The sequence below is a fragment of the Rhizobium oryzicola genome (genome assembly GCF_030504645.1).
Taxonomy (GTDB): Bacteria; Pseudomonadota; Alphaproteobacteria; order Rhizobiales; family Rhizobiaceae; genus Neorhizobium; species Neorhizobium oryzicola.
Genome location: NZ_JAUKWQ010000014.1, coordinates 51,469 through 75,531, shown reverse-complemented (window position 1 = coordinate 75,531; position 24,063 = coordinate 51,469). Strand labels below are relative to the sequence as shown.

Here is a 24,063-nt window from a genome sequence, read left to right as displayed (position 1 = left end):
TGGAGCGATCCGGCGGGGTTTTTGGTTAGATGAAGCTTCAATGGGACCTTTAGCCCCGTTAAGTCCCACGAGGGTGGACAACCCAAAAAAGGTGGATTGTAATCAATTCACGTTCAAGGTTGTGGGCAAATTATGAAAATAGATACGCTGAATTTTAAGGCAGGCTCTGAATATAACGGGCAGCCTCTAACATTGAACGCAAATAACATAACAATATTCATTGGACCCAATAACGGAGGGAAGAGTGCTGCGCTCAGAGAAATCAACCAAAGTTTGCGCGGCGATCATTCCGTTCGTTTTATTTTTGATGACATTATCCATTCCAGGTTTGATCACGCGGAAATTGATAAAAAGCTTGAAGACCTCAGTTTTTCGGAACTTCCTGTCAGTCAACCTGGAAACAAAATCCTCGGATGGAGAGGCGATAGACAAGAAGTCAATTATCAACACTTGAGGCAAAGCATACACACCAATGCGGGAAAGCAGAGTCAGTATGTATACCAATCATTTATACGCCATTTTGTCTTAAATCTGGACGGCCAGAATAGGCTTGGAATGATAGGCTCTGGCGGCGCTCAAAATTTGGCAGAAAGGCCCTATTCAACAATTGCAGCTTTGTTCCTCGATGATCAGTTGAGGAAAAAGGTATCAGAACTGGTATATGAAGCATTCGGTCAATACCTAGTTATTGACCCAACAATGATGTCAGCGTTCAGATATGCACTAGCCAATACCTACCCCGACGACATGCTAAGCCGGTCATTCGGACCCGACTCGATCCATTTTTTCAGTAACTGCTTGCATGTGGAGAAGGCCTCTGATGGAACAAAAGCATTTATTGGTATTCTGTGCGAAGTGTTGGCTGGACATCACGACATATTAATCATCGATGAGCCAGAGGCATTTCTACATCCTTCTCTTGCCTATTTGCTAGGACGAGCAATAGCTCGAAATTTGTCAAATAAAAAACAGCTCTTTGTATCGACGCACAGCCCACATTTCCTTATGGGTTGTATATCTGTGGGCGTGCCTATTGATATAGTGCGTTTGACCCATAAGGCGCAAAAAGCCACCGCTCGACATCTACCTGCTTCGCAGCTGCGTATTTTAATGAACGATCCGTTGCTGAAGTCAATCGGCGTTCTCGAAGCACTATTTTTCGAGAGTGCTGTCGTTGTTGAAGGTGACTCTGACCGAGCTTTTTACGAAGAGATCAATAATCGAATAAATACCTATGATATTGGCGGCATAAGGCATGCCTCCTTTCTCAACGCACATAACAAACAGCAGGCCCCGCATATCGTGCGCATTCTGCGACAGATCGGTATCCCTACAGCTATGATCCTGGACGTAGATTGGGTCAAAGAGGATGGAAGGGTGGGACAGAAATATTTAGCGGGCTCCGGCATTCCTTACGACATGAGGACCTCACAATTGGAATTCCGCCGTAAGGTTAGATCTTCTCTTGAGAAATCGGCACACAAATATGAGACATCTGGTGGCATACGCGCTCTTGTGGGGCACGAGTTTGCGTCTGCAAAGGAATTTTTCGATCAGATGGAGCGCTATGGCCTTTTCACGGTAAGGGGAGGACAACTCGAAAGTTGGCTGAGAGCACTAGGGGTAGCATCGAGGAAGGAGGAGTGGCTCGCGAGCATATTCGCAAAGCTGGGCTCTGATCCTGAGAGCAGTGACTACATTTATCCTGCAGACGATGATGTGTGGTATTTGATAAGACAAATTTCGAAGTGGCTTCTGGATAGTGAACGCGCTGGCATGCGATATCTGGAAGTATAGTTCTTCTTATTTTGACATATCTTCCCGCCCGCTTCCCATGCTACACGCGCCCCATCCGAACAACGCCGAGCCCTCCCATGCCTGCCTTCTATGCCGATCTGATTGCCGAACTGCGAGACATACTGACCGAGCTTGATCGCCAGCCGGAACGCTTCCAGACCTTTGACGTGCATCTGGAACTGGCGGCCTCGGGTGGCATGGTCGTCTATGAGATGAAGCGGGCCAAGGGCGTCACCGACAGTCTGTTCTGGGGCCGCGCGCCGAGTGCCACGGAAAACCGCCAGATCACGCAGGCCGCAGCCTTTGCCGCGATCGATCGTTTCTTCGGCCTCGGCGAGTTTCTCGCGTTATCGGATGATCTGCCCGCTGGCACCGTGTTGGATGAAACCTATCCCTGCTGCGCGGTGCGTTTTGCCTATCGCAAGAAAGGCGCACCCAGGGCGCGTTCACTCTCCATGATCTTTATCGGTTTCAACGATAGAGCCGATGCAGCGGCCTACGCCGAACATGTTTCAGACACGATACCGCTGGCGCAAACCCGTCCGCTGATGGGTGCCGAGCTGCATGAGTGGCGGTAACGCCGCACTTACCGGTATGTCTTCAATGCGTGAGCCGCCGCTTGACCGCTTCCGTTAGGCAGAGGATATCGTTTCTCGCCTTTTGCAAATTATGGATCTTCCGGTTTTCGCTCCGGAAGAGCGAGGACATGGTGATGAACATGTCGCGATAGGCGCTGCGCTCCAGGATTGCCGCATCGAGCAGCGGAATGTGCCGTTCGGAGAGCACGGCGCCAACATGCCGGGCTGAATGGGTCAGTACCATCGGGTTCAGCCGCGTCAGCACGACAGCCGAACTTATGGGTGCCCGCCGGTTTTCCCCCACCAGCTGAAGCAGCTGAAGAGTGTGCAGCGCACCGCGTGCATCGACAGCGGACCCTTGCATAGGCACGAGTACGAAATCGGAGAGTGCAAAGGTCAGTGCATTCGTTGCATCGGATGCCGCAGAAAGATCCACCACGATGTAATCTGCCTTGTTGCGGAAGCTTTCCAGATGACGCGGGATATCGGCTGTCTTTGTCGCCCGGGCACTTAAATTTGTCTTGCCTGCAACTTCCGACATCCAGTCATGAAAAGGCGAAAGGGGGTCGCAATCCAGCGTGGCAACTTTATGTCCCTGCTGCAGCAGGCCGGACACCAGTAAAGCCGAACTGGTCGTCTTGCCGGAACCACCCTTGATATTGGCGATACTGATGATCATGAACGAATGAAACCATGAGGAGAAAAGTGAAGCCAACGCCGACAGTAGCGATACAACCTGACGTCCTCCTCTCTGACAACAGACTGATGCTTGCCCCCAGTTCAACCACGGATAGCGTTGCGGAACTGATTCTCATGAAGCGTATGTCATAAATTCTTCACAATCAATTCAGGCAAAAGAGGAGTAAAACCTTACAAGGATCTGATCATTATATGGAAAGATCGAAATTTAGAGGTCTCTTTGCTGGTTGGGTGTCTTTTGTCGCAGACCAGCGACCTCCGCTTCCGTCAGCGCACGCACCACTCCCTTTTCCAGATCTCCGAGTTCGAGACCTCCGATTGCGACACGGATGAGGCGCAACACCTCGACGCCATTGGCATCCAGCATGCGGCGGATCTGCCGGTTCTTGCCCTCGTGCAACACGATTTCCAGCCAGGAATTTCTCTCGCCTTCGCGCAGCAATGAGACGCGCTTGGCGGACAGAAACTCGCCTCCTTCCTGAACGCCTGCCCGCATGGCATTGATCAGGGCCGCATCGGCCACGCGGTTGATCTGCACGTGATAGGTTTTCAGCACATGCGTCGCCGGGTCCATCAGCGCATTGGCAAAGCCGGTATCGTTGGTGAAAAGCAGAAGGCCTTCGCTCGCCTTGTCAAGCCGCCCAACGGCGGAAAGATGGGCGTGGGCATGGTCCTTCAGGCAGTCGAATACGATCGGTCGGCCCTCCGGGTCATGGCGCGTCGTCACCAGCCCGCGCGGCTTGTTCAGCATCAGATACACGGGCTTTTCCGCGGCCACCGGCTTGCCGTCCACGAAGATCGTATCCGTCTCAATATCAACCCAGGTTTCCTTGCTTGTCACGACCCGGCCCTTGAGACTGACACGGCCTTCCGCGATCAGTTTCTCCGCCTCTCCCCGCGAGCAAAATCCGAGTTTGGAAAGCGCACGCGGCAGCGTCGCACGTTTGCCGCTTTCGCCAGGCGAGCGCTTCGCAGGCGGAGACTTTCCGGTCAGTGGCCTTGATGTCGGGCGGTTGCGGCTGTTCTTCATCCTAAAGTCCTTGGCCTGGGCCGACACTGCGCCGTTGCCCCGCCACCTCTTTCGCAATAAGGGAGGTGGCAACAGTTTGAAAGTGAGGCGATGGTGAACCAGAACGATATTGTCACGGAACTCGTAACGTTACGCGATTACTGGCGCTATGCGATCTCGCGTTTCAATGCCGCCGATCTCTCTTACGGCCACGGCACCACCACGGCCAGCGATGACGCGGCTTTTCTCATTCTCGATTCGCTCGATCTGCCGATTGACGCGCTCGATCCGTTCCTGGATGCCCGCCTGCTGATGCCGGAGCGCAGGCTTCTGGCAGAGCGTATCGAAGCGCGCGTCACCACCCGCAAGCCCTCCGCCTACCTTACCGGTCGCTCCTATATCCAGGGCGTGCGCTTCATCGTGGATGAGCGGGTCATCGTGCCGCGCTCGCATATCGGCGAAATCCTGTTTGCCGAATATCTCAACCCGCAAGGCTCCAATTTCCTGCCCGATCCCATGACCGTCGAAAGCGTGGTGGATATCTGCACCGGCTCCGGCTGCCTGGCCGTGCTGGCGGCGAAGTTCATGCCGACGGCCACTGTCGATGCGGTCGATCTCTCCGCCGATGCGCTTGAGGTGGCAAAGCTGAATGTTGCGGCTCATGAGGTGGAAAATCAGGTGACGCTCTTCCAGGGCGATCTTTTCCAGCCGCTCGAAGGCCGTACCTATGATCTGATCATCACCAACCCGCCCTATGTGGATCACGATGCGCTGGAAGGCTATCCGGCAGAATTTCGCGCCGAACCCCGCATGGCGCATGATGGCGGCGAAGACGGACTGGATCTGGTGCGCGAAATCCTGCGGCAGGCGCCCTCCTATCTCAACCCGCATGGCGGCATGATCTGCGAGATCGGCTCGGGCCGCGAAATTCTGGAGGAGGAATTCCCGGATCTGGAATTCATTTGGCTGGAAACGGCGGAATCGCAGGATGCCGTGTTCTGGATTTCCGCCGAAGCGCTGGGTATTACAGACTGATTATCCGGTGATTACCCCGCCAGCTTGCCGCCCGTCATTGGCTCCGGCGCGCCCGTCGTACTGGGGAAGCTGATGGGCAGGCCGCGCAGCACACGCGCTGCAAGGAAGGCGAAGCATTCGGCTTCCACCGCGTCCCCGCGCCAGCCGAATTTCTCCGCCGGGATCACCTCGACCTTGGCGCGGTCCGCCAGCATTTCCATCAGAACAGGATTGTGCCGACCGCCACCGCTGACGATCAGTCGCTTCGGACGTGTGGGCAGAAGATCGAGCGCCTTGCCGACGGCGGAGGCAGTGAACGCCGTCAGCGTTGCCGCGCCATCCTCCAGGCCGAGATCGCCCGCCATGTCTGCGGTGAAATCGAAGCGGTCGAGCGATTTCGGGTAGCGGGCGGTCAGGTAAGGGTGGGTCAGCAGGCGGGCCAGCCGCTCCTCATCCACCTTGCCCTGGCGGGCATATTGCCCGTTGCGATCCATCTCGCCCTTGCCGTGACGCTTGATGAAATCATTGATCGGAGCATTGGCGGGGCCGGTGTCGAAGGCGACAAGCTGGTCCTTGCCGTCCGTCCAGGTAACATTCGCAACGCCGCCCAGGTTGAGCACGGCGCTGTCGCCATCAATCGCGACGTCTTTCAACAGCGCTGCGTGATAGCAGGCAGCCAGCGGCGCGCCCTGTCCACCGGCGGCGACATCGGTGCTGCGGAAATCATAGGCCACCTTGCAGCCCAGCATGCGGCTCATCAGCGCGCCATCCCCCAGCTGGCGGGTCGCGCCGATGCGATCCTTCGTGGGCGCGCGATGCAGCACCGTCTGGCCGTGGAAGCCGACGACGCCGATATCAGCCATGGTCAGGCCAACCTGTTCCACCAGTTGCCGCACCGCATGCGACTGCGCCTCGGTCAGCACCTTCTCGGCCCTGGCAAAGATTTCCGGTTCCGCACCTTCGAAGTTCCAGGCGCGAGCGGCCTGCAGCGTCTCTTCCAGCAGCGCCCGCGTTTCCTGCGGGTAGGGCGCCAGTGTGAAAGGCCCGAACTCCACGATCCGCTCGCCATCGGTCTTCAACAGTGCCACGTCGATATTGCCGTCGAGCACGGTGCCGGTCATCAGGCCGACGGTCCAGATCGGGTTCATGCAGTCCTCCCATTCATCGCGTTGACGGCGTTGCTCACTCCTGCACGCAAGCCGAGGATGCCGCTATCAAAATGGCGGGTCGGATGCACGCGGTTTGTCAGCAGCGTCCAGGTGCGGCCATTGTCGACATCCACCCAGAGCGCGACACCGGTGAAGCCGGTATGGCCGATGACCGAAGCGTTGCAGTGATCGCCGCCGGACCAGCCACGATAGGGCCTCTCCCAGCCATGGGTGCGCGTGGCAGACAGCGGCGTGCGCATCAGCTTGACGATCTCGTCCCCTTTCGCGTCATCTTCCAGCACGCCTGTGGCGAAATCCAGGACGGCATCGACCGTGCCGAACAGACCGGCGTGACCGGAACCTTGCAACGCAAAGCAGTTCTCGTCATGCACCTCGCCCACCATTACGCGGCCGCGCCAGGCGCAGCGTTCGGTCGCCGCGGTGATCGCCGGATCGGGCGTGAAGGAAAAGCCGGGGCCCGGGTCCATGACGCGGATCGTCTCTCCGCCGAGGCGCTCCAGGGCAATGCCGAGCAGGATGAAATTGATGTCGGAATAGACGGAGGGTCCCGCCTTCCATTCCCGTTGCAGCACGAATGCGCGCAGGCGCTCCGGGTCGCCGCCATAGGTATAGATCGGCTCGACGGCAGGAAAGGCGGTGCGGTGGCCAAGACATTGGCGGAAGGTGACTGCACGCTCCCAGGCATCCGGCGCATATTGGCGAAAATCCGGAATGACAGAGGTGATCGGCGCATCGAGATCGATGACTCCTCGCGCCGCCAGCCCCAGAATGCGGGGCGTGGTGAAGATCACCTTCGTCAGCGAAGCGAGATCGAACCAGGTCTCGACATCCATGTCCCGCTGGTCCGGCTCCTTCTGGGCAAGACCCACGGCGCGGGTGAGACGGCCATGTTTCAGATCATGGATGCCCAGCACACCGCCCGGGATTTTGCCCGCTTCAACGGAAGCCTGCAGAAGGGTGAAGGCTGCCTCGAAGGCCTGATGCAGATCAGGGGACTGGCTCATGCTGACAGCTCCTCTGCGCGAGCTTTGTGATCGGGACCATAGGAGATCCAGGATGCTTCTCGTGGTTCGTAGCCTATCGGTTTGACGAGCGACGGCACGGACCTTGTATCGAGCTCGAAGCGCTCGCGGCGGCGCTCGATCGTTGGAACGGCGGCGATCAGGCGGCGCGTATAGGAATGCTGCGGGTTGGAAAGAACAGCCGCCGCATCCCCCATTTCCACGATCTGCCCGGCATAGACGACGGCGATGCGGTGTGCGATCCGCTCCACCACGGCCATGTCATGGGACACGAAGAGATAGGCGAGATGCAGTTCCTTCTGCAGATCGACCAGCAGTTCCAGCACCTTGGCTTGAACCGACACGTCAAGTGCGGACACCGCCTCGTCCAGCACCAGCACGGACGGGTCGACCATCAGGGCGCGTGCGATGCAAAGGCGCTGGCGCTGGCCGCCGGAAAATTCGTGCGGGTAACGCGTCAGGCTGTCTGTCGGCAGGCCGACCCGCGCAAGCAGGTATGTCATGCGGTCACGCATGGCGCTGGTCAGCCTGCCACCCCCCGCGCGGACGGGTTCCGCCAGAAGACTTTCGACATTGAGCCGCGGATTGAGAGAGGCATAAGGGTTCTGGAACACCATCTGCACCGGCCGGTGCTGCGACTTGCCTTCCAGCCCCCGCACCTCGAAGGAACCGCGTACCGGCTGGACGAGATCGAGCAGGGCGCGGGCGGTGGTGGATTTGCCGGAGCCGCTTTCGCCAACAATCGCCAGCGTCTCGCCGGGCATGAGGTCGAAACTGACCGACTCCACCGCATGCACCGCGCCTGTCTTCCGCCGTAACAGGCCAGAGGTCACAGGAAAGCGGACGGTGAGATCGTCCACCGTCAGTGCAGGCCGTTGCTTCAGGGCATCGACGCGCCGGAAGTCATGGCGCACCGCTTCGCCACCAGCGAAATGCGGCACGGCTTTTAGGAGATGCTGGGTATAGGGGTGTTGCGGCGCGTCGAGGATCTGATCGAGTGGCCCCTGTTCCACGACGTCGCCCGCCTGCATCACCAGCACACGGTCGGCAATGCCAGCGACAAGACCGATGTCGTGCGTGATGAAGATCATGCCCGTGCCGGTTTCGCGCTTCAATTCCGCCAGCAGCGCCATGATCTGCGCCTGCACGCTGACATCGAGCGCCGTGGTCGGCTCGTCCGCGATCAACAGGCGCGGGTTGGTGGCGAGCGCAATTGCGATCATCACCCGCTGCAGCATGCCGCCGGAGAGCTGGTGCGGATAGTAGCCAAGCCGCCGTTCAGCGTCGGGAATGCGAACACGCTCCAGTGCTTCGATGGCCGCCTTATGCGCGGCCGCGCCGGAAAGGCCGCGATGCAGGCGAAAGGCTTCCTCCAGCTGCCAGCCGATCGTCTTCACCGGGTTCAGCGAGGTCATCGGCTCCTGGAAGATCATGCCGATCTCCGCACCGCGGATTTTTTCCATCCGCTGCGGGCTGGTCTGTGTCAGGTCGAGTGCTTCGCCCTTGCGCGTCCGTAGCGCGATTGCACCTGAGAGGATGCGTCCGCCGCCGTAATCGATCAGCCGGTTGATGGAAAGCGCCGTGACGGATTTTCCCGAACCGCTTTCGCCGACGATGGCCAGCGTCTCGCCGGGGTGAAGATCAAAGCTTACGCCATGAACGATTTCCTTGACCGCATCGCCCTTGCCGAAGCCGACGCGAAGATCGCGCACCGAAAGAAGCGGGGTCATGCGAGCGCACTCCGGGTTTTCGGGTCGAGAATATCGCGCAGCGCATCGCCCAGCAGGTTGAAGCCGAGAATGCCAAGCATGATGGCAATGCCGGGGAAGACCAGCAGCCAGGGCGCCATTTCCATGAGGTTGCCGCTTTCGGATAGCATCAGCCCGAGCGACGAGGCGGGCGGTTGGGTGCCAAGGCCGAGGAAGCTCAGGCCCGCTTCCGTCAGAAGCGACCATGCCAGCGCCAGCGTCACCTGCACCGTCAGCGGCGCCACGAGGTTCAGCATCAGATGTCGGGTCAGGATATAAACGCGGCTGCTGCCGAAGGTTCGCGCTGCATCGACGAAATCGCGCGACTTGATGGAGAGTGCCGGTCCGCGCACCACGCGGGTGAAGATCGGCGTATAGACGAAGGCGATCGCCATCACACTGGTGCCGGTTCCGGGGCCGATGACGGCGATGATGAGAAGAGCCAGTAGTACCGCCGGGAAGGCGAGCAGAATATCCATCAGCCGCATCACGACACCGTCCCACAGGTGCCCGAACCAGGCGGCGGTGAGGCCGAGCGCCGTGCCGATCACGGCCGATATGCCGACCGAGGCGAAGGCGACGAGGAAGGATTGGCCGATGCCGACCATCAGCCGGCTCAACACATCGCGACCGAACATGTCGGTGCCCATCCAGTGGGCGCCGCTTGGCGGCTTCAGCCGGTCGATGCGAAACTGCTGGATCGGATCGTAAGGTGTTACGCCCAGATGCGCGAGAACAGCAACGATGATGTAGAGCGCAACGATCGCGCCGCCGATGCGGCCGCTGGGATGCCTCAAGAGTCCGCGCAGAAGATCGGCCATCAGCGCCCTCCCAGCCGGATACGCGGATCGAGCGCCGCATAGGCGAGATCGACGAGGAGATTGACGATCATGAAATTGAGCGCCACGAACAGCACGCAGCCTTGCACGAGTGCATAATCGCGCTGCAGGATGGCATCGAGCGCCAGGCGACCAAGGCCGGGCAGGGCATAGATTTTTTCGACCAGCACCGCGCCGCCCAAGAGATAGCCGAATTCGACACCGCTCAGCGTCACGACCGGGATCAGCGCATTCGGCAGCGCATGCCGCCAGATCACCTGAAGCGCCGGAACGCCTTTGGAGCGGGCAGTACGCACGTAATCATCGTTCAGCACATCCAGCATGGCGGAGCGGGAAATACGGGTGACCGAGGCGGTGAAAGAGAAGCCGAGCGTTAGGGCCGGAAGAATGAGTTGCTTCAGATTGCCGATCGGGTCTTCGAAGAGAGAAACGGCGGAACCCATGGTTGGCAGAATGCCGAACACGCTGGAGAGGATATAAAGGATCAACAGGCCGATCACGAAGCTCGGTGTGGATTGGCCGAGCATGGCAAAGATGCGCACGGCAAGATCGGAAGGCTTCTGATTGCGGGTCGCTGCAAAGACCCCGAGCGGCAGGCCGATGCAAAGCGCGATCACGACGGCGAGCAGCGCCAGTTCGATGGTCAGCGGAAACCGGCTGAGGATCACATCCAGAACCGGTTTGCCGTTGGTGACGGAGAGGCCGAGATCGCCCTGGAGCGCGCCCAGCAGCCAATGCCAGTATTGCGCGGTCCAGCTGCGATCGATGCCGAAATAGCCTGCCAGCGCCTTTCGCTGATCCGGTGTCAGCAACCCCGCTTCGGTGCCAAGCATGGCCGTAATGGCATCGCCCGGCACCATGCGGATGGCGACGAACACCAGCACGGAGACCCCCAGCATGATCAGCGGGAAGGTCACAAGGCGTCGCGTCAGGTAATTCATGGCATCAACATTCCCGTCTTGCGCCTGTCCCGGTTACTTGACCGAGACGCGCGCGAGGCTGAACAGCGAACCATCGGGCGAGGGCACGAAGCCCTGCACGTTCTGCTGCTGCGCGGTGTAGCTGTAGCCGGTGTAGAGCCAGATCCAGGGGGAGACTTCCGTCAGGTGCTTGTCGAAGGCGGAGAAGATCTCCTTGCGCTTCTTCGGATCGGTCTCAACGCGGCCCTGCTGCATCAGCGTATCCAGCGTGTCGTCGATGTAGTTGGACACTTTCTGCAGGTTGCCAGCCTTGGTGAAGTAGCGATTATACATCGGATAAGGGTCGGCACGGCCGCCGTTCAGCGCCACCGCCATGTCGAAATCGCCCTTCAACCAGGTGTCGACATAGACACTCGTTTCCATCAGCTTGATTTCGAGCTTGATGCCGATTTCCTTCAGCTGAGACTGGATGACCTGAGCCTCGGAGGCGGCGGTCGGCGGTTCGCCGGTTGCGGCAATCACGGTGGCGGAAAAACCGTCCTTGTAGCCCGCATCGGCCATCAGCTTCTTCGCCTTGGCAAGATCCCGTTTGTAGCAGAAGAGGTCGTCCGTGTTGGAGCGAAAGTCCGGCATGGTCAGCGGGCCGGTCAACTTGCCCTCGCCGAGGAGGGCGGTATCCAGCACATCCTTGCGGTCGATGGCGCAGGAGATGGCCTGGCGCACGGCGAGTTCCGTCATCGGCTTGCGCGATGGGTTGAGCTGCAGCGCGTGATAGGCGAGAACGGGAACGCGGTTCAGCTTCAGCGTCGGCACATTAGGCACCAGCGTGGCGACCAGCGGATCATTCAGCAGGGCGAAATCCACCTGCTTGGCGCGAAGCGCGGCGAGGATCGCGCTTTCATCCGGCAGCACGCTGATATTGATCCCGTCAACGCCGGTCTTGCCGCCTGCCCAATCCGGGTTGGCGACCAGCTCTTCCTTCACATTCGGCTCCCACGTCTTCAGCTTGAAGGGGCCGGAGCCGATGGCTGACGTGCCGACCTTGCCGGCTGCGATTTCCGAAGCCGGTACGATCGCCGCATTGAGGCTGCTCATGGCCGAGAGAAGCGGCACATCCGGCTGCGACAGGTTGAAGACGACGGTCTGGTCGTCGGGCGTGTCGATGGTCGCGATCGAGAGGTAATTGGCGCGTGCGGCAGCACCCGTCGCCTGGTCGAGAATGCGCGTGTAAGACGCCTTCACGTCCGCAGATGTCACTGCCGCGCCATTGTGGAACTTCGCCTTCGGGTCCAGCTTAAAGGTCAGCGTCTTGGCGTCGGGCGAAAATGTCCAGGAGGTGGCAATGCCTGGCGTTACCTTCAGGTCCGGGTCGAGGCGCACCAGCGGCTCATAGATGAGTTCCAGCAGGCGGATCGAGGAAAAGGCTGTCTGCTTGTGCGGGTCGAGACCCGTGGCATCCTGCGACCAGGCCATTTTCAGCGTTGCGGCGTTTGCTTGAACGGCTGTGCCGCCGATGACGGCAGCAAGAGCAATGCAAGCCATGAGCTTGCGCGTCAGTTTCAGTGTCATGTCCCATTCTCCCTCTGTTTATACGGTCTTCACATGCGCGCAGCTTTGCGGTGCTGCGTCTCTTCTATTGCTTTTCTCAGGTAACCGCCTGCGTTTTTCAGCGATTGCTCGGCTTCCTCGGCCCCCATGCCGGTGAGTGCAATCAGAATGGCAAGCTTCACATTGTTGTCGGCGCGGCGAAGATAATCCTCTGCCTCATCGAAGGAACAGCCGGTGGCATCCGCCACGATCCGCAGGGCCCGCGCCTGCAGCTTCTTGTTGCTGATGCTGACATCGACCATCAGGTTCTCATAGGTCTTGCCGATGCGGATCATGCTGGCCGTTGTCAGCATGTTGAGTACTAGCTTCTGCGCGGTGCCGGATTTCAACCGTGTCGAGCCCGTCACCACTTCCGGCCCGACGACGGGGGAAATGGCGATATCGGCAATCTCCGAAAGCACGGAATCCGGGTTGCAGGTCAGCGAGATCGCCGTCGCACCGATGGACTTGGCATATTGCAGCGCGCCGATCACGTATGGCGTGCGGCCGCTGACGGCGATGCCGACCACCACGTCGTTGGCGGTGAGTTCGATGGCTTCGAGGTTCTCGCGGCCCTGTTCCGGGTCATCTTCTGCGCCTTCCACCGCCTGCAGCAGGGCTTTCGGGCCGCCCGCAATCAGGCCGACCACCATGCCCTCCGGCACGCTGAAGGTGGGCGGGCATTCGGAGGCGTCGAGAACGCCGAGCCGCGCGCTGGTGCCGGCGCCGATATAGATCAGGCGCCCGCCGGACTGGAAGGCGGCAACGATGCGATCGACGGCTTTTGCAATTTCGGGAATGACCTTTTCCACTGCCAGAGGGACGTTCTTGTCCTCGTCATTCATCACCCGGAGAATGCCTTCTGAAGGCAGCAGGTCGATCTCCATGGACTTCGGATTGCGCGCTTCCGAAACCAGCTTTTCGAGCTCGGAGAGAAGGGGATCGTGTGTCATGAGACCTGCTCGCTCTTGCATGTTCTGATATTGGTAGAACCGAATATTCCGGTCGTCAATCGGTATGAGGAATAAATTATTCCAATCGTCGCGTGCGAATTTTTGCCCTGTGTGATCACTTGGCGATGCTCCTCTCGGCAAGAATGATCGCACCCGACACGGCATCGCCATCCGCCGGCTTCAGGCGGCGGCGAACGTCCGGCGACAACCAAGGTTCGATGGGGCCGGAAAGACCGCCCAGCAGCGTGACAAGTGATACGCCGTAGTCGAACATGCGCCTCACCAGCGCGTCGATCTGCTCGGCCGCAGTCTGCACGATGCGCCGTGCGGCCGGATCGCCCTGATCAGCATGGCGCATCACCATGGGGGCGAGCGTGGCGTAATCCGTTGCGGTCGCGCCATCCATCCAGCCGATCACGGTGGCCGGCGTATCATGGAAGCGGGCCATCACCTCACGCAGCAGCGGCGTTTGTTCCACCCGCCCGTCATAGGCGCGCAAGGCCAGCTGGATCGCTTTCAGGCCGAGATCCGCGCCACTGCCCTCGTCGGAAATCGGGAAGCCATACCCGCCGGCGCGCAGTTCTTTCCCGTCCACGAATGCCAGGCCGATCGAGCCGGTGCCGGCAATCACGATAGCGCCGTCACGCCCCGAATGGGCGCCGAGGCAGGCGCCGGCGCCATCGCTGATGAAGCTGATGCCGGCGAAGGGGTGGGGCAGGGCGTGTAGCTCTTCCAGGGCACCCTTGCGGCTGACGCCTGCAATGCCGATGCCTGCCTGAACCTCCGGCGCTGCTTCCGGGTCCAGCCCCGCATCCTCGGCGGCGGCGGCCCAAGCCTTCATGATGGAGGCCCACGCGCCCGCCACACCAAGCCGCGTGGTGGCGGGGCCGGAGAGCCCTTGTCCCATCGTGTTGCCTTTAAGGTCGACGATCCGGGCGCGGCAGCCGGTGCCGCCGCCATCGACGCCGAGCAAATAGCGAATGGGACGCTTCTCCGCGCTCATTGGGAAATCCGCTCGATCTCAACGCCGCATTGGGCGAGCTTACGGTCCAGCCGCTCATAGCCGCGATCGAGATGGTAGACGCGATTGACGATCGTCTCGCCTTCGGCGGCGAGACCCGCCAGCACGAGGCAGACGGAGGCGCGAAGATCCGTTGCCATGACAGGCGCGCCGCGCAGCGGCTTGCCGCCGCGCACCAAGGCCGATGAGCCGGTGAGCGTGATATCCGCCCCCAGCCGCTTCAGTTCCGGCACATGCATGAAACGGTTTTCAAAGATCGTTTCGCGAAACAGGCTGGCCCCTTCCGCGCGGCAGGCAATCGCCATGAACTGTGCCTGCAGATCGGTGGGGAAACCGGGATAGGGCTCGGTGGTGAGATCCATGGGTGCGAGCTTGTCCGGCCCGCTGATGACGATGCCGCGGTCGCTGGGCCAGATGGTCGTGCCGACGCTTTCCAGCACCTGAAACACGGAGGCGAGGTGTTCCAACCGCGCATTGACCAGCTCCAGCTGCCCGCCGGCAATGGTGACCGCGGCGGCGTAGGTGCCGGCCTCGACACGGTCAGGGATGCCGTGATGGCTGGCAGCGCGCCATTCTGCCGGACCCTGTATCAGGATGCGGTGGGTGCCAGCCCCTTCGATCTTCGCCCCCATGGCGGAAAGGCAGGCGGCGAGATCCACCACTTCCGGCTCGCGGGCGGCGTTCAGAATTTCCGTTTCGCCGGATGCACCCGTCGCTGCCATCATCGCTGTTTCCGTGGCGCCGACCGACGGGCCCTGCAACACGATGCGGGCACCCTTCAGCCCACCCTTCGCATCGGCCATGATGTAACCGCCATCGATGGAAACATCGGCGCCGAGCGCCGAGAGCACCTTCAGATGCATATCGACAGGACGCGCGCCGATGGCGCAGCCGCCGGGAAGCGAGACCCGCGCTTTTCCAAACCGCACCAGAAGCGGCGCCAGAACGAGGATGGAGGCGCGCATGCGGCGCACCGTGTCGTAATCCACCTCGCGCACTTCCAGCGAGGCGGTATCGAGCGTGGTGCTGTGGCCCTCGCGGGTCACCTGAACGCCGTAGGTTTGAACGATGCGCAGCATGTTCTCGACATCGGAAACCCTCGGCAGGTTCGTCAGCTCCAGCGGTACGGGGCTCAGAAGCGAGGCGGCGATCTGCGGCAGGGCGGCGTTCTTGGCGCCGGCGATGGAGACAGCACCGCTCAAGCGATTGCCTCCGACGATCCGCAACTGGTCCATGGGCATCAGTTCCTTTCCCGACGAACAGCCGTCTGCCCATGCTCTTGGGCAGCGCGCCAATCCGCGCTATTATTCCTGACGATTTCAGATTCGGGAATGATATATTCCAAATGGCGCATCAGGCGCCGCCTTCCATTTTCAGCGGAGCGTGCATGTCGGTTCTCAACATTATCAGGGCCAAGCTTGACGACATGACGGATGCTGACCGGCAGATCGGCCAGTTCATTGTCGACAACCCGGAACGGATGCTGTCGCTCTCCTCCGCGGAGCTGGCGGCCGCCACCGGGCGCAGCCAATCCAGCGTCGTCAAGTTCTCGCAGAAGATGGGTTATGGCGGCTACCAGCAGCTGAAGCTCGCCGTTACCAAGGCCAATGCGCAAGGATGGCAGGTGCCGGCGGGCATGATCCATGGCACGATCGATGTGGGCGATAGCTACATGACCATCCTGCACAAGCTGGCGGCGAGCAAGATCGCCTCCATGCAGCAGACGCTGCAGGTCAATAGCGAGGAGACGATCGGGCGCGCCGTGCAGGCGCTCACTTCCGCCCGCCGCATCCATCTGGCTGGCGTCGGTGCCTCCTCGCTGGTGGCGCGGGATTTTTCCTACAAGCTGCAGAAGCTCGCCCGCATGGTGCTGCTGGACAGCGACACGCATGTGCAGCTGGCTAATGCCGCGACGCTGACGCCTGACGACGTGCTGGTGGCGCTCTCTTACTCCGGGGCGAGCCTTGAGACGCTCAGGGTGGCGGAACTGGCGCGCGAGCGCGGTGCGACGATCATCGCCATGACCGGGCTGCAGAGCAACCGGCTGGCGGAACTGGCCGATATCCAGCTTTACACGATTGCGGACGAGGAACGCGTTCGCTCCTCGGCGATCACCTCGCGGGATGCGCAACTGGCGCTGACGGATCTTCTGTTCATTCTGGTTGTCCGCAACCAGGCCGATGCGCATGACTACATCCACAACAGCGAGGCGGCGGTGGCGGTGCTCAAATCCTGACATCGCGGGCCGCTCTATTTCACCGCGCCGGCGGTCATGCCGTTGATGAACTGCCGCGACAGGATGATGTAGAGCACGATGACCGGCAGCGCCGAGAGCGTCAGGCCGGAAAACAGCACGCCCCAGTCCGTGCCATATTCGCCCATGAAGGTGGTCAGCCCTTGCGGCAGGGTTTTCAGGCTGTCCTTCTGGATGAAGATCAGCGGGAAGAAGAAGTCGTTCCAGATCGGCACCGCGTTCTGGATGCCGGCAATCACCATGGCAGGTTTAACCAACGGCAGCATGATCGACCACATGATGCGGGCTTCGCTGGCGCCATCCATGCGGGCCGCATCCTCAAGCTCGTTCGGCAGGGTGCGGATGAAGCCGGTCATGATGAAGACGGTGGTCGGAAGCCCCGTCGCCACATAGATGCAGATCAGCGAGAAGCGCGTGTCGAGCAGCCCCAGATCCCGCATCAGGATGAACAGCGGAATGATGGCAAGCTTCAGCGGCAGGGTCAGGCCCGCCAGGAAGAACAGCAGGATGAAGTTCGCGCCGCGAAATTCGTAGCGTGCAATCGCATAGGCGGCCATCGTCCCGAGCGTCAGGATCACGGCGATTGAACTTGCCGCGACAATAAACGAGTTGAGGAGATAGAGCGGAAAATTCGTGCCGCTCCAGATCTTCATGATGCTGGTGACATTGGTGAAATCAGGCAGCGCGAAGGGCGAGCGGAAGATTTCCGCATTCGTCTTGAAGGCGGAAAAGATCATGATGACGATCGGCGCCAGCATGATGAAGCTGTTGGCGATCAGGATGATCTGGATCAGGCCGTCACGGCCAAGCGTTGCTAGCAGTCCGGGACGATGGTCGTAGGTCTTGGTCGTCATAGCTGGATCTCCCGCTTGCGCAGCCACAGCGTGATAGCGCTGGAGAGGATGGCGATGAACAGGAAGATCAGCACGGCGAGCGCACTACCTGGCCCAAAATTTTCGGCGGATGCCGACATGCTGCCGAAGGCGGTGCGATAGAAATAAAGGCCCAGAACGTCCGTTGCGCCGTGCGGCGAGCCATCGACGCCGCCCATCAGGAAGGGCAGTTCGAAGAAGTTGAAGGCGCTGACAAAGAGCAGTGTGAAAACGACGGTCGCGCTGGGTGCCACCAGCGGCCAAACGATCTTTCGCACCTTCACCCATTCGCTTTCTGTTTCCATGCGCACGGCATCGAGAATTTCGGTCGGGATGCGCTGCATGCCCGCCAGGAAAACGAGGGTCGGAAAGCCCACCATGTGCCAGGCATTGGCGACAACAATGGCGGTCAGCGCCGTCGTATCCTGCCCCTGCCAGGGCTGTGCGAGGAAGCCGAGCCCCAAGCCGCGCAGGGAGATGTTCACGACACCGAACAGCGGATGCAGGAACAGCTTCCAGAGGATGGCGACGATGACGGTGGAGAGCACGACCGGAAGGAAGACCGCGATGCGATGGAAGCGGGCGCCCGGTAGCTCGCGCCACAGGCAATAAGCTAGCACGAAACCCACACCGTTCTGCAGCACCATCAGCGCGAAGAACACGAAGATGTTGTGCACGAAGGCATTCACCGTGCGCTCCGAAAACGGATATTCGAACAGCACCTTGTGGAAGTTTGCGAGCCCGATGAATTCACCCCGCGCCAGCCCGTGCCATTCATAGAAGGCATAGGCGAAGGCAGACAGAATGGGATAGACGAGGAACAGGCACATGAAGGCCAGCGGCGGCAGGATGAGCGCCGCGATCCACAGGTTCCGTCCGGTCAGCCGGGTGGTGAACATTCGATCCGCCAGTTGAATGATGAAAGGAGCCCGGCCTTTGAAGACCGGGCCACAGGCTTACTTCTTGAACGGTGCATACCAGGCCGACAGCCCGTCGGTCATCGACTTGCCCACCTGTTCCGGCGTTGCCTGTCCGTTCAAGAGTTTCTGCACGCCCGCCTGGATGAGGTTTGAGCCGGTCGGCTCGCCGTAGCGGAAATTGACAAGCGTCATGTAGGGAATGGACTGCTTGTTGAGCTCAGCGACACGGGCCAGCAGCGGGCTGTCGAAGGTGACGCCCGGCACCGCCGAGACGTTGCTGAGATCATTGGCGAAGGCCTGGGCGAATTTCTTGTTCGCCACATAGTTCAGGAACTTCAGCGCGGCGTCCGGCGATTTCGTCTTGGCATTTGCGGCAAAGCCGGAGTCGAAGAACAGGCCGACCAGCTTCGGATCTTCCTTCTTGAGGCTGGGCGCGGCAAAGACACCCATCTTCAGGCTGGGGTTCTGCTTGGCAAAGCTTGCGAGCTCGAAGGAGCCGCCGGCAAACATCGCGGCCATGCCTGACGTGAAGAGCTGCTGCGCGGATGCGTAATCAAGGCCGATGAAGCCATCCGGAAAATAGGCGGAGATTTCCTTGAGCTTGCCGATGGCCGCGACATAGCGCGGATCGTTGAAGGTCGTCTTGCCCGCCATCAGGTCTTCATAGAAGGCCTTACCCATGATGGAGGAGGTGAGTGCCGAGACGATCGTCTCATTCTGCCAGCCGGTGGCGGTGCCGTTGGCAAAAGGCATCACGCCGGCGGCCTTCAGCTTCTCGCAGGATTTCAGGAATTCATCCCAGCTCGCGGGCTCCGAAATGCCGTTCTTCTCGAAGATCTCCTTGTTGTAGATCACGAGCATGGTCTGACTGGCGGCCGGAACAGCATAGAGCGTCTTGTTGGAGCGCATCGTCTCGGAGGCGAGAGCCGGCTCGGAGAAACCTTCCAGCGCCGGGATCTTCGTCTTGTCGAGGGGCATCAGGTAGCCGGCGCCCGCAAGGCTTTCGATGCCACCATAGGTGCGGGTCATCATCAGGTCCGGACCCGTGCCGCCGGCCAGCGCCGTTGACAGGATCGTGTTGTAGCTCGTCGCCTCGAAGGCCTCGAACTTCACCGTGATATCCGGATTGTCCTTGTTGAATTCCTTGAAGAATTTTTCATATTGCGCCTTGTCTTCCTGGCGCCACGTCCAGAACGTCAGGTCCGCCGCAAAGGCGGGCAGGGCGGAGGCAAGCGAGCCAAGAGCCAAAGCGGCGCTGATGACGAATTTTTTCATCTGTTCCTCTCACTGTTTTTGATGTGTTCTGATTGTTGGTTGCGTCATGCCGCGATCCTCTGCTGGGTCTGACGGCTGAAGTAGTGCGCCTTGCCGGGCAGGATATCCAGGCGAACGGGCGTATCCGGCGGAAGGTTCGTCTCAGGCGTTGCCCGCACGGACACCAGTTGGTCATCCCCGAGCCGCACATAGACATAGGCATTGTCGCCGAGATATTCGGTATAGACCACCCGACCTTCTAAGCCGTTTCCTTCCGAACCTGGAGAGATGACGAAGGCATCAGGCCGCGCGCCAACCAGCAATTCGCGCTCTGCGGCTGCCGGTAGATGGGTGGGCACGAGCGCACCATAGCCTGCCGATCTCAGCGAATCGCCCTCGCGCGTCAGAGGCAGGAGCGCCATCTTGGGTGAACCGATGAAGGTTGCCACGAAGGTATTGGCGGGATGCTCGTAAAGCTCGCGCGGCGAGCCGAATTGCTCGATCCGCCCCTGGTTCATGACGACTATGCGGTCGGCCAGCGTCATCGCCTCCACCTGGTCATGCGTGACGTAAATGGTGGTACCGCCGATTTCCCGGTGCAGGCGGGCGATTTCCAGGCGCACTTCCGAGCGCAGTGCCGCATCCAGGTTGGACAGCGGCTCATCCAGAAGAAGAAGCTTCGGCTTGCGCACCAGCGCCCGGCCGATCGCGACGCGCTGGCGTTGACCGCCGGAAAGCTCACGGGGCTTGCGCTTCAGAAGCGGTTCCAACTTCAGCATCCGGGCCGCTTCGGCAATGCGCGCTTCCACGTCAGGCGTGGAAAGGCCCATCAGGCGTGCGCCGAAGGCCATGTTCTCGTAGACATCCATATGCGGATAAAGCGCATAGGACTGGAACACCATGGCGATGCCCCGGCGGGAAGGGGCGATGGTGTTCATCAGCTGGCCATTCAGCCAGAACTCGCCATCGGAGATGGGATCAAGGCCGGCGATCAGGCGAAGCAGGGTCGACTTGCCGCAGCCGGACGGGCCGACGAACACCACCAGTTCGCCATCCTGCACCTCCAGGTCAATGCCGTGCAGGACATCGGTTGTCTTGAAGCGTTTCTTGATGGCGCGCAGCGACAGTTGTGCCACGTTCGTCCTCTCTGTTTACCTTCTCCCCACGGTCTTCGGCCGCGTTTCGGTGCACAGTGACAAACAAAGACGGAATTTTCAATTCCTAATAAAAAGAATTTTTCGAATAAAAAATTATTGCCACATATTGAGGCGGGCTCATCCGAACGCGTCACGCCTCACGGCAGCTTCCTGTCTCTCCCGAAAACGTGTTGTCGGTGGGCGTGCTCCGACAGTTGGATCGTCCAAATGGAGCCACTTCCCTACAAGCAGGTTTTGGGCCTCCCGCGTCATAAGGGGGACATCAAGAACAACCCAGCCAACCAAGGCCAAAGCCCAGGAGAGCACAATGTCCATCACCGCGACCCCGACCCCCGGTTCGAAGCTGCTGAAGCCGACCGATCACACGCTGATCCTCATCGACTTTCAGTCCCAGATGTCCTTCGCCACCAAGAGCATTGATGCCGTCAACCTGCGCAACAATGCGGCCCTCATTTCCAACGGCGCCAAGGGTTTTGGTGTTTCCACGATCCTGACGACGGTTGCGGAAAAGAGCTTCTCCGGCCCGATGTTCAGCGAAATTACCGATGCCTTCCCCGGCCAGAAGCTTTTTGACCGCACCTCCATGAACACCTGGGAAGATGCGGCCGTCATTGAAGAGGTCAACCGCATCGGCAAGAAGCGCATTGTGCTCGCCGGCCTGTGGACGGGCGTGTGCATCGTCGGCCCGGCGCTTTCGGCGATTGATCAGGGTTTCGAGGTCTTCGTCATTGCCGATGCCTGCGGCGACGTATCGGATGAAGCGCATAACCGCGCCATGGACCGGATGGTGCAGGCCGGCGCGCAGCCGATGACGTCGCTCCAGTATCTTCTCGAACTGCAGCGCGATTGGGCTCGCACCGAAACCTACGACATGACGACGGGCATCGCGAAAAAGTTCGGCGGCTCTTATGGCCTCGGCATCATCTACGCCAAGACCATGTTTGGCGCCTCCGAAGGTCATTGAGATCATCCCGCCTGATGACCTGCATCGCTCGGAAGCGGGCGATGCACCCCCGATCCTCTGAGGATACCGCGATGAAGATCTATCTCATTTCGCTTGCCGCCGGTCTGCTGGTCGGCATCATCTACAGCCTTCTGAATGTCCGCTCGCCCGCGCCACCCATGGTCGCGCTTGTTGGCCTGCTCGGCATTCTCATCGGTGAACAGCTCATTCCCTTTGCCAAGACGATTATCAAGGGCGACTCCGTCACCACGTCCTGGCTGCATCATCAGGTCAAGCCGCATGTCTTTGGCGACCTGCCCAAGGCCACCACGCCGCCGGCGCGGCAGGACGCAACGTCGGAAAAGGCCACCGGCTGAGGCCGGTTGCCATCCTTACGTCACCACAGTTTTTCGAGGATCTCGCGGATGCATGCCGATCTCATTCTTCACCACGGCCTCATCACCACCCTGGACCGGACGAACCCGACGGCATCCGCCGTTGCCATCAAGGACGGGAAGTTTTTAGCCGTCGGCCACGATGCAGACATCATGGCCCACGCGGGTCCGGATACGAAGATCGTCGACCTCAAGGGCAAGCGCGTGCTGCCCGGCCTGATAGACAATCACACGCACGTTGTTCGCGGCGGCCTCAACTTCAATATGGAGCTGCGCTGGGATGGCGTGCGCAGCCTGGCCGACGCCATGAACATGCTGAAGCGGCAGGTGGCGGTGACGCCCGCGCCGCAATGGGTGCGCGTTGTTGGTGGCTTCACAGAGCATCAGTTCGTCGAAAAGCGGCTGCCTACCATTGATGAGATCAATGCGATTGCGCCGGATACGCCGGTCTTCCTGCTGCATCTCTATGACCGGGCGCTGCTGAACGGCGCGGCTCTGCGCGCTGTCGGCTATACCAAGGATACGCCCAACCCGCCGGGCGGCGAAATTACCCGCGACGCCAATGGCAATCCGACGGGCCTGCTTCTCGCCAAGCCAAATGCCGGCATTCTCTATGCAACGCTTGCCAAGGGGCCGAAGCTTCCCTTCGACTACCAGGTCAATTCCACGCGCCATTTCATGCGCGAGCTGAACCGGCTGGGCGTTACCGGCGTGATCGATGCCGGCGGCGGCTTCCAGAATTACCCGGATGATTATGCGGTCATTCAGATGCTGTCGGACGAGAACCAGCTGACAGTGCGACTTGCCTATAACCTCTTTACCCAGAAGGCGAAGCAGGAAAAGGACGACTTCCTCAACTGGACCTCCTCGGTCAAATACAAGCAGGGCAACGACTATTTCCGCCATAATGGTGCTGGGGAAATGCTCGTCTTCTCGGCCGCCGATTTCGAGGACTTCCGCCAACCGCGCCCGGACATGCCTCCGGAAATGGAAGGGGAGTTGGAAGAAGTGGTTCGCATTCTGGCGCAGAACCGCTGGCCCTGGCGTCTGCATGCCACCTATGACGAGACGATTTCGCGCGCACTCGACGTGTTCGAAAAGGTCAATCAGGATACGCCGCTTGAGGGCCTGAACTGGTTCTTCGACCACGCGGAAACCATCTCCGACCAGTCCATCGATCGCATCGCGGCGCTTGGCGGCGGCATCGCCGTCCAGCATCGCATGGCTTATCAGGGCGAGTATTTCGTGGAGCGTTACGGCCATGGTGCGGCGGAAGCGACACCTCCCATTGCACGCATGCTGGAAAAGGGCGTGAAGGTTTCGGCAGGCACCGACGCAACCCGCGTTGCCTCCTATAACCCCTGGATCTCGCTGGCCTGGATGGTGACCGGCAAGACGGTGGGTGGCATGCAGCTTTACCCGCGCCGCAACTGCCTGGACCGCGAGACGGCACTGCGCATGTGGACGGAAAACGTCACCTGGTTCTCCAACGATGAAGGCAAGAAGGGCCGCATCGAAAAGGGCCAGTTCGCGGATCTCGTGGTGCCCAGCAAGGACTTCTTCGCCTGCGCGGAAGATGAGATTTCCTTCCTGACCTCGGACCTGACCATGGTGGGCGGCAAGATCGTCTACGGTGCCGGGGACTTCGCAAAGCTGGATGAAAACCCGGTTCCGCCAGCCATGCCGGATTGGTCGCCGGTGCGCACCTTCGGTGGCTATGCCGCCTGGGGCGAGCCGGAAGGGGCAGGCAAACACTCGCTGCGCCGAAAGATGATCAGCGCCTGCGGCTGCGCCAATGATTGCAACGTGCACGGCCATGACCATGCGGGCGCCTGGACTTCGAAGCTGCCGATCAATGACCTCAAGGAATTCTTCGGGGCGCTCGGGTGCTCCTGCTGGGCGGTGTGAGGAA

22 protein-coding genes are annotated in these 24,063 nt (G+C 60.2%); 7 read left to right on the top strand and 15 right to left on the bottom strand.

Features of this window, described 5'->3' with window-relative positions; genetic code table 11:
* Positions 1-132 precede the first annotated feature (132 nt).
* Together Q2T52_RS24825 and Q2T52_RS24820 are read left to right on the top strand one after the other, a co-directional pair.
* A complete protein-coding gene (locus tag Q2T52_RS24825; RefSeq protein ID WP_302079614.1) occupies positions 133-1,797 on the top strand; it encodes an ATP-dependent nuclease in 1,665 nt (554 codons plus the stop codon).
* A 77-nt stretch (positions 1,798-1,874) separates the two neighbouring features.
* Positions 1,875-2,375, top strand: a complete 501-nt coding sequence (locus Q2T52_RS24820) for a hypothetical protein (RefSeq protein WP_302079613.1) — start codon at positions 1,875-1,877, stop codon at positions 2,373-2,375.
* Positions 2,376-2,397: 22 nt separating this feature from the next.
* On the opposite strand, the gene Q2T52_RS24815 is transcribed toward Q2T52_RS24820, so the two are convergent.
* Entirely contained in the window at positions 2,398-3,054 is a 657-nt protein-coding gene (locus Q2T52_RS24815; protein WP_302079612.1) for an AAA family ATPase, read from the bottom strand.
* A 228-nt stretch (positions 3,055-3,282) separates the two neighbouring features.
* Positions 3,283-4,104 (bottom strand): pseudouridine synthase, encoded by an 822-nt coding sequence (locus tag Q2T52_RS24810; RefSeq protein ID WP_302079611.1) that lies wholly within the window; start codon positions 4,102-4,104, stop codon positions 3,283-3,285.
* A gap of 93 nt (positions 4,105-4,197) precedes the next feature.
* Here Q2T52_RS24810 and prmB point away from each other — a divergent pair, with 93 nt between their 5' ends.
* On the top strand, positions 4,198-5,118 hold the full coding sequence (gene prmB / locus Q2T52_RS24805; RefSeq protein WP_302079610.1) for a 50S ribosomal protein L3 N(5)-glutamine methyltransferase: 921 nt from the start codon (positions 4,198-4,200) through the stop codon (positions 5,116-5,118).
* Between the two features lie 11 nt (positions 5,119-5,129).
* On the opposite strand, the gene Q2T52_RS24800 is transcribed toward prmB, so the two are convergent.
* The 9 genes from Q2T52_RS24800 to murA all read right to left on the bottom strand — a co-directional run bounded on the left by Q2T52_RS24800 (position 5,130) and on the right by murA (position 15,591).
* On the bottom strand, positions 5,130-6,245 hold the full coding sequence (locus tag Q2T52_RS24800; RefSeq protein ID WP_302079609.1) for an anhydro-N-acetylmuramic acid kinase: 1,116 nt from the start codon (positions 6,243-6,245) through the stop codon (positions 5,130-5,132).
* A complete protein-coding gene (locus tag Q2T52_RS24795) occupies positions 6,242-7,270 on the bottom strand; it encodes a serine hydrolase domain-containing protein (protein ID WP_302079608.1) in 1,029 nt (342 codons plus the stop codon). Before Q2T52_RS24795 ends, Q2T52_RS24800 begins: the two co-directional genes overlap by 4 nt.
* Positions 7,267-9,018, bottom strand: a complete 1,752-nt coding sequence (locus Q2T52_RS24790; protein ID WP_302079607.1) for an ABC transporter ATP-binding protein — start codon at positions 9,016-9,018, stop codon at positions 7,267-7,269. Before Q2T52_RS24790 ends, Q2T52_RS24795 begins: the two co-directional genes overlap by 4 nt.
* Complete coding sequence (locus tag Q2T52_RS24785; RefSeq protein ID WP_302079606.1) at positions 9,015-9,857, bottom strand: ABC transporter permease; 843 nt, start codon at positions 9,855-9,857, stop codon at positions 9,015-9,017. The genes Q2T52_RS24790 and Q2T52_RS24785 overlap by 4 nt, the downstream gene beginning before the upstream one ends.
* Positions 9,857-10,816, bottom strand: a complete 960-nt coding sequence (locus tag Q2T52_RS24780) for an ABC transporter permease (protein ID WP_302079605.1) — start codon at positions 10,814-10,816, stop codon at positions 9,857-9,859. The genes Q2T52_RS24785 and Q2T52_RS24780 overlap by 1 nt, the downstream gene beginning before the upstream one ends.
* Before the next feature lie 33 nt (positions 10,817-10,849).
* Positions 10,850-12,364, bottom strand: coding sequence for an ABC transporter substrate-binding protein (locus Q2T52_RS24775; protein WP_302079604.1), 1,515 nt, complete (start codon positions 12,362-12,364; stop codon positions 10,850-10,852).
* 29 nt (positions 12,365-12,393) lie between these two features.
* Positions 12,394-13,335 carry an N-acetylmuramic acid 6-phosphate etherase gene (murQ, locus tag Q2T52_RS24770; protein ID WP_302079603.1) on the bottom strand — a complete coding sequence of 314 codons (942 nt, stop codon included), beginning with the start codon at positions 13,333-13,335 and terminating at the stop codon, positions 12,394-12,396.
* Between the two features lie 115 nt (positions 13,336-13,450).
* A complete protein-coding gene (locus Q2T52_RS24765; RefSeq protein WP_302079602.1) occupies positions 13,451-14,338 on the bottom strand; it encodes a glucosamine kinase nucleotide-binding domain-containing protein in 888 nt (295 codons plus the stop codon).
* Positions 14,335-15,591, bottom strand: coding sequence for a UDP-N-acetylglucosamine 1-carboxyvinyltransferase (murA, locus tag Q2T52_RS24760; protein ID WP_302079666.1), 1,257 nt, complete (start codon positions 15,589-15,591; stop codon positions 14,335-14,337). The genes Q2T52_RS24765 and murA overlap by 4 nt, the downstream gene beginning before the upstream one ends.
* 152 nt (positions 15,592-15,743) lie before the next feature.
* Between murA and Q2T52_RS24755 the strand changes: the two genes are divergently transcribed.
* Positions 15,744-16,592 (top strand): MurR/RpiR family transcriptional regulator, encoded by an 849-nt coding sequence (locus tag Q2T52_RS24755; RefSeq protein WP_302079601.1) that lies wholly within the window; start codon positions 15,744-15,746, stop codon positions 16,590-16,592.
* Positions 16,593-16,606: 14 nt separating this feature from the next.
* Here the strand turns inward: Q2T52_RS24755 and Q2T52_RS24750 are convergent, their stop codons facing one another.
* From Q2T52_RS24750 to Q2T52_RS24735, 4 genes are read right to left on the bottom strand one after another with little or no spacing between them, the layout of a single operon-like run.
* Positions 16,607-17,464, bottom strand: coding sequence for a carbohydrate ABC transporter permease (locus tag Q2T52_RS24750; protein WP_302079600.1), 858 nt, complete (start codon positions 17,462-17,464; stop codon positions 16,607-16,609).
* A complete protein-coding gene (locus Q2T52_RS24745) occupies positions 17,461-18,381 on the bottom strand; it encodes a carbohydrate ABC transporter permease (protein WP_302079599.1) in 921 nt (306 codons plus the stop codon). Before Q2T52_RS24745 ends, Q2T52_RS24750 begins: the two co-directional genes overlap by 4 nt.
* A 57-nt stretch (positions 18,382-18,438) precedes the next feature.
* Entirely contained in the window at positions 18,439-19,677 is a 1,239-nt protein-coding gene (locus tag Q2T52_RS24740) for an extracellular solute-binding protein (RefSeq protein ID WP_302079598.1), read from the bottom strand.
* 44 nt (positions 19,678-19,721) lie between these two features.
* Positions 19,722-20,792, bottom strand: coding sequence for an ABC transporter ATP-binding protein (locus tag Q2T52_RS24735; RefSeq protein WP_302079597.1), 1,071 nt, complete (start codon positions 20,790-20,792; stop codon positions 19,722-19,724).
* Positions 20,793-21,126: 334 nt separating this feature from the next.
* Here Q2T52_RS24735 and Q2T52_RS24730 point away from each other — a divergent pair, with 334 nt between their 5' ends.
* The 3 genes from Q2T52_RS24730 (at position 21,127) to Q2T52_RS24720 (ending at position 24,059) form a co-directional block, all read left to right on the top strand.
* Entirely contained in the window at positions 21,127-21,777 is a 651-nt protein-coding gene (locus Q2T52_RS24730) for a hydrolase (protein WP_302079665.1), read from the top strand.
* 71 nt (positions 21,778-21,848) lie between these two features.
* The gene (locus Q2T52_RS24725) at positions 21,849-22,133 is read left to right on the top strand and encodes a XapX domain-containing protein (RefSeq protein ID WP_302079596.1); all 285 of its coding nucleotides are present in this window, start codon (positions 21,849-21,851) and stop codon (positions 22,131-22,133) included.
* A gap of 48 nt (positions 22,134-22,181) precedes the next feature.
* Entirely contained in the window at positions 22,182-24,059 is a 1,878-nt protein-coding gene (locus Q2T52_RS24720; protein ID WP_302079595.1) for an amidohydrolase, read from the top strand.
* The last annotated feature ends 4 nt before the right edge of the window (positions 24,060-24,063 follow it).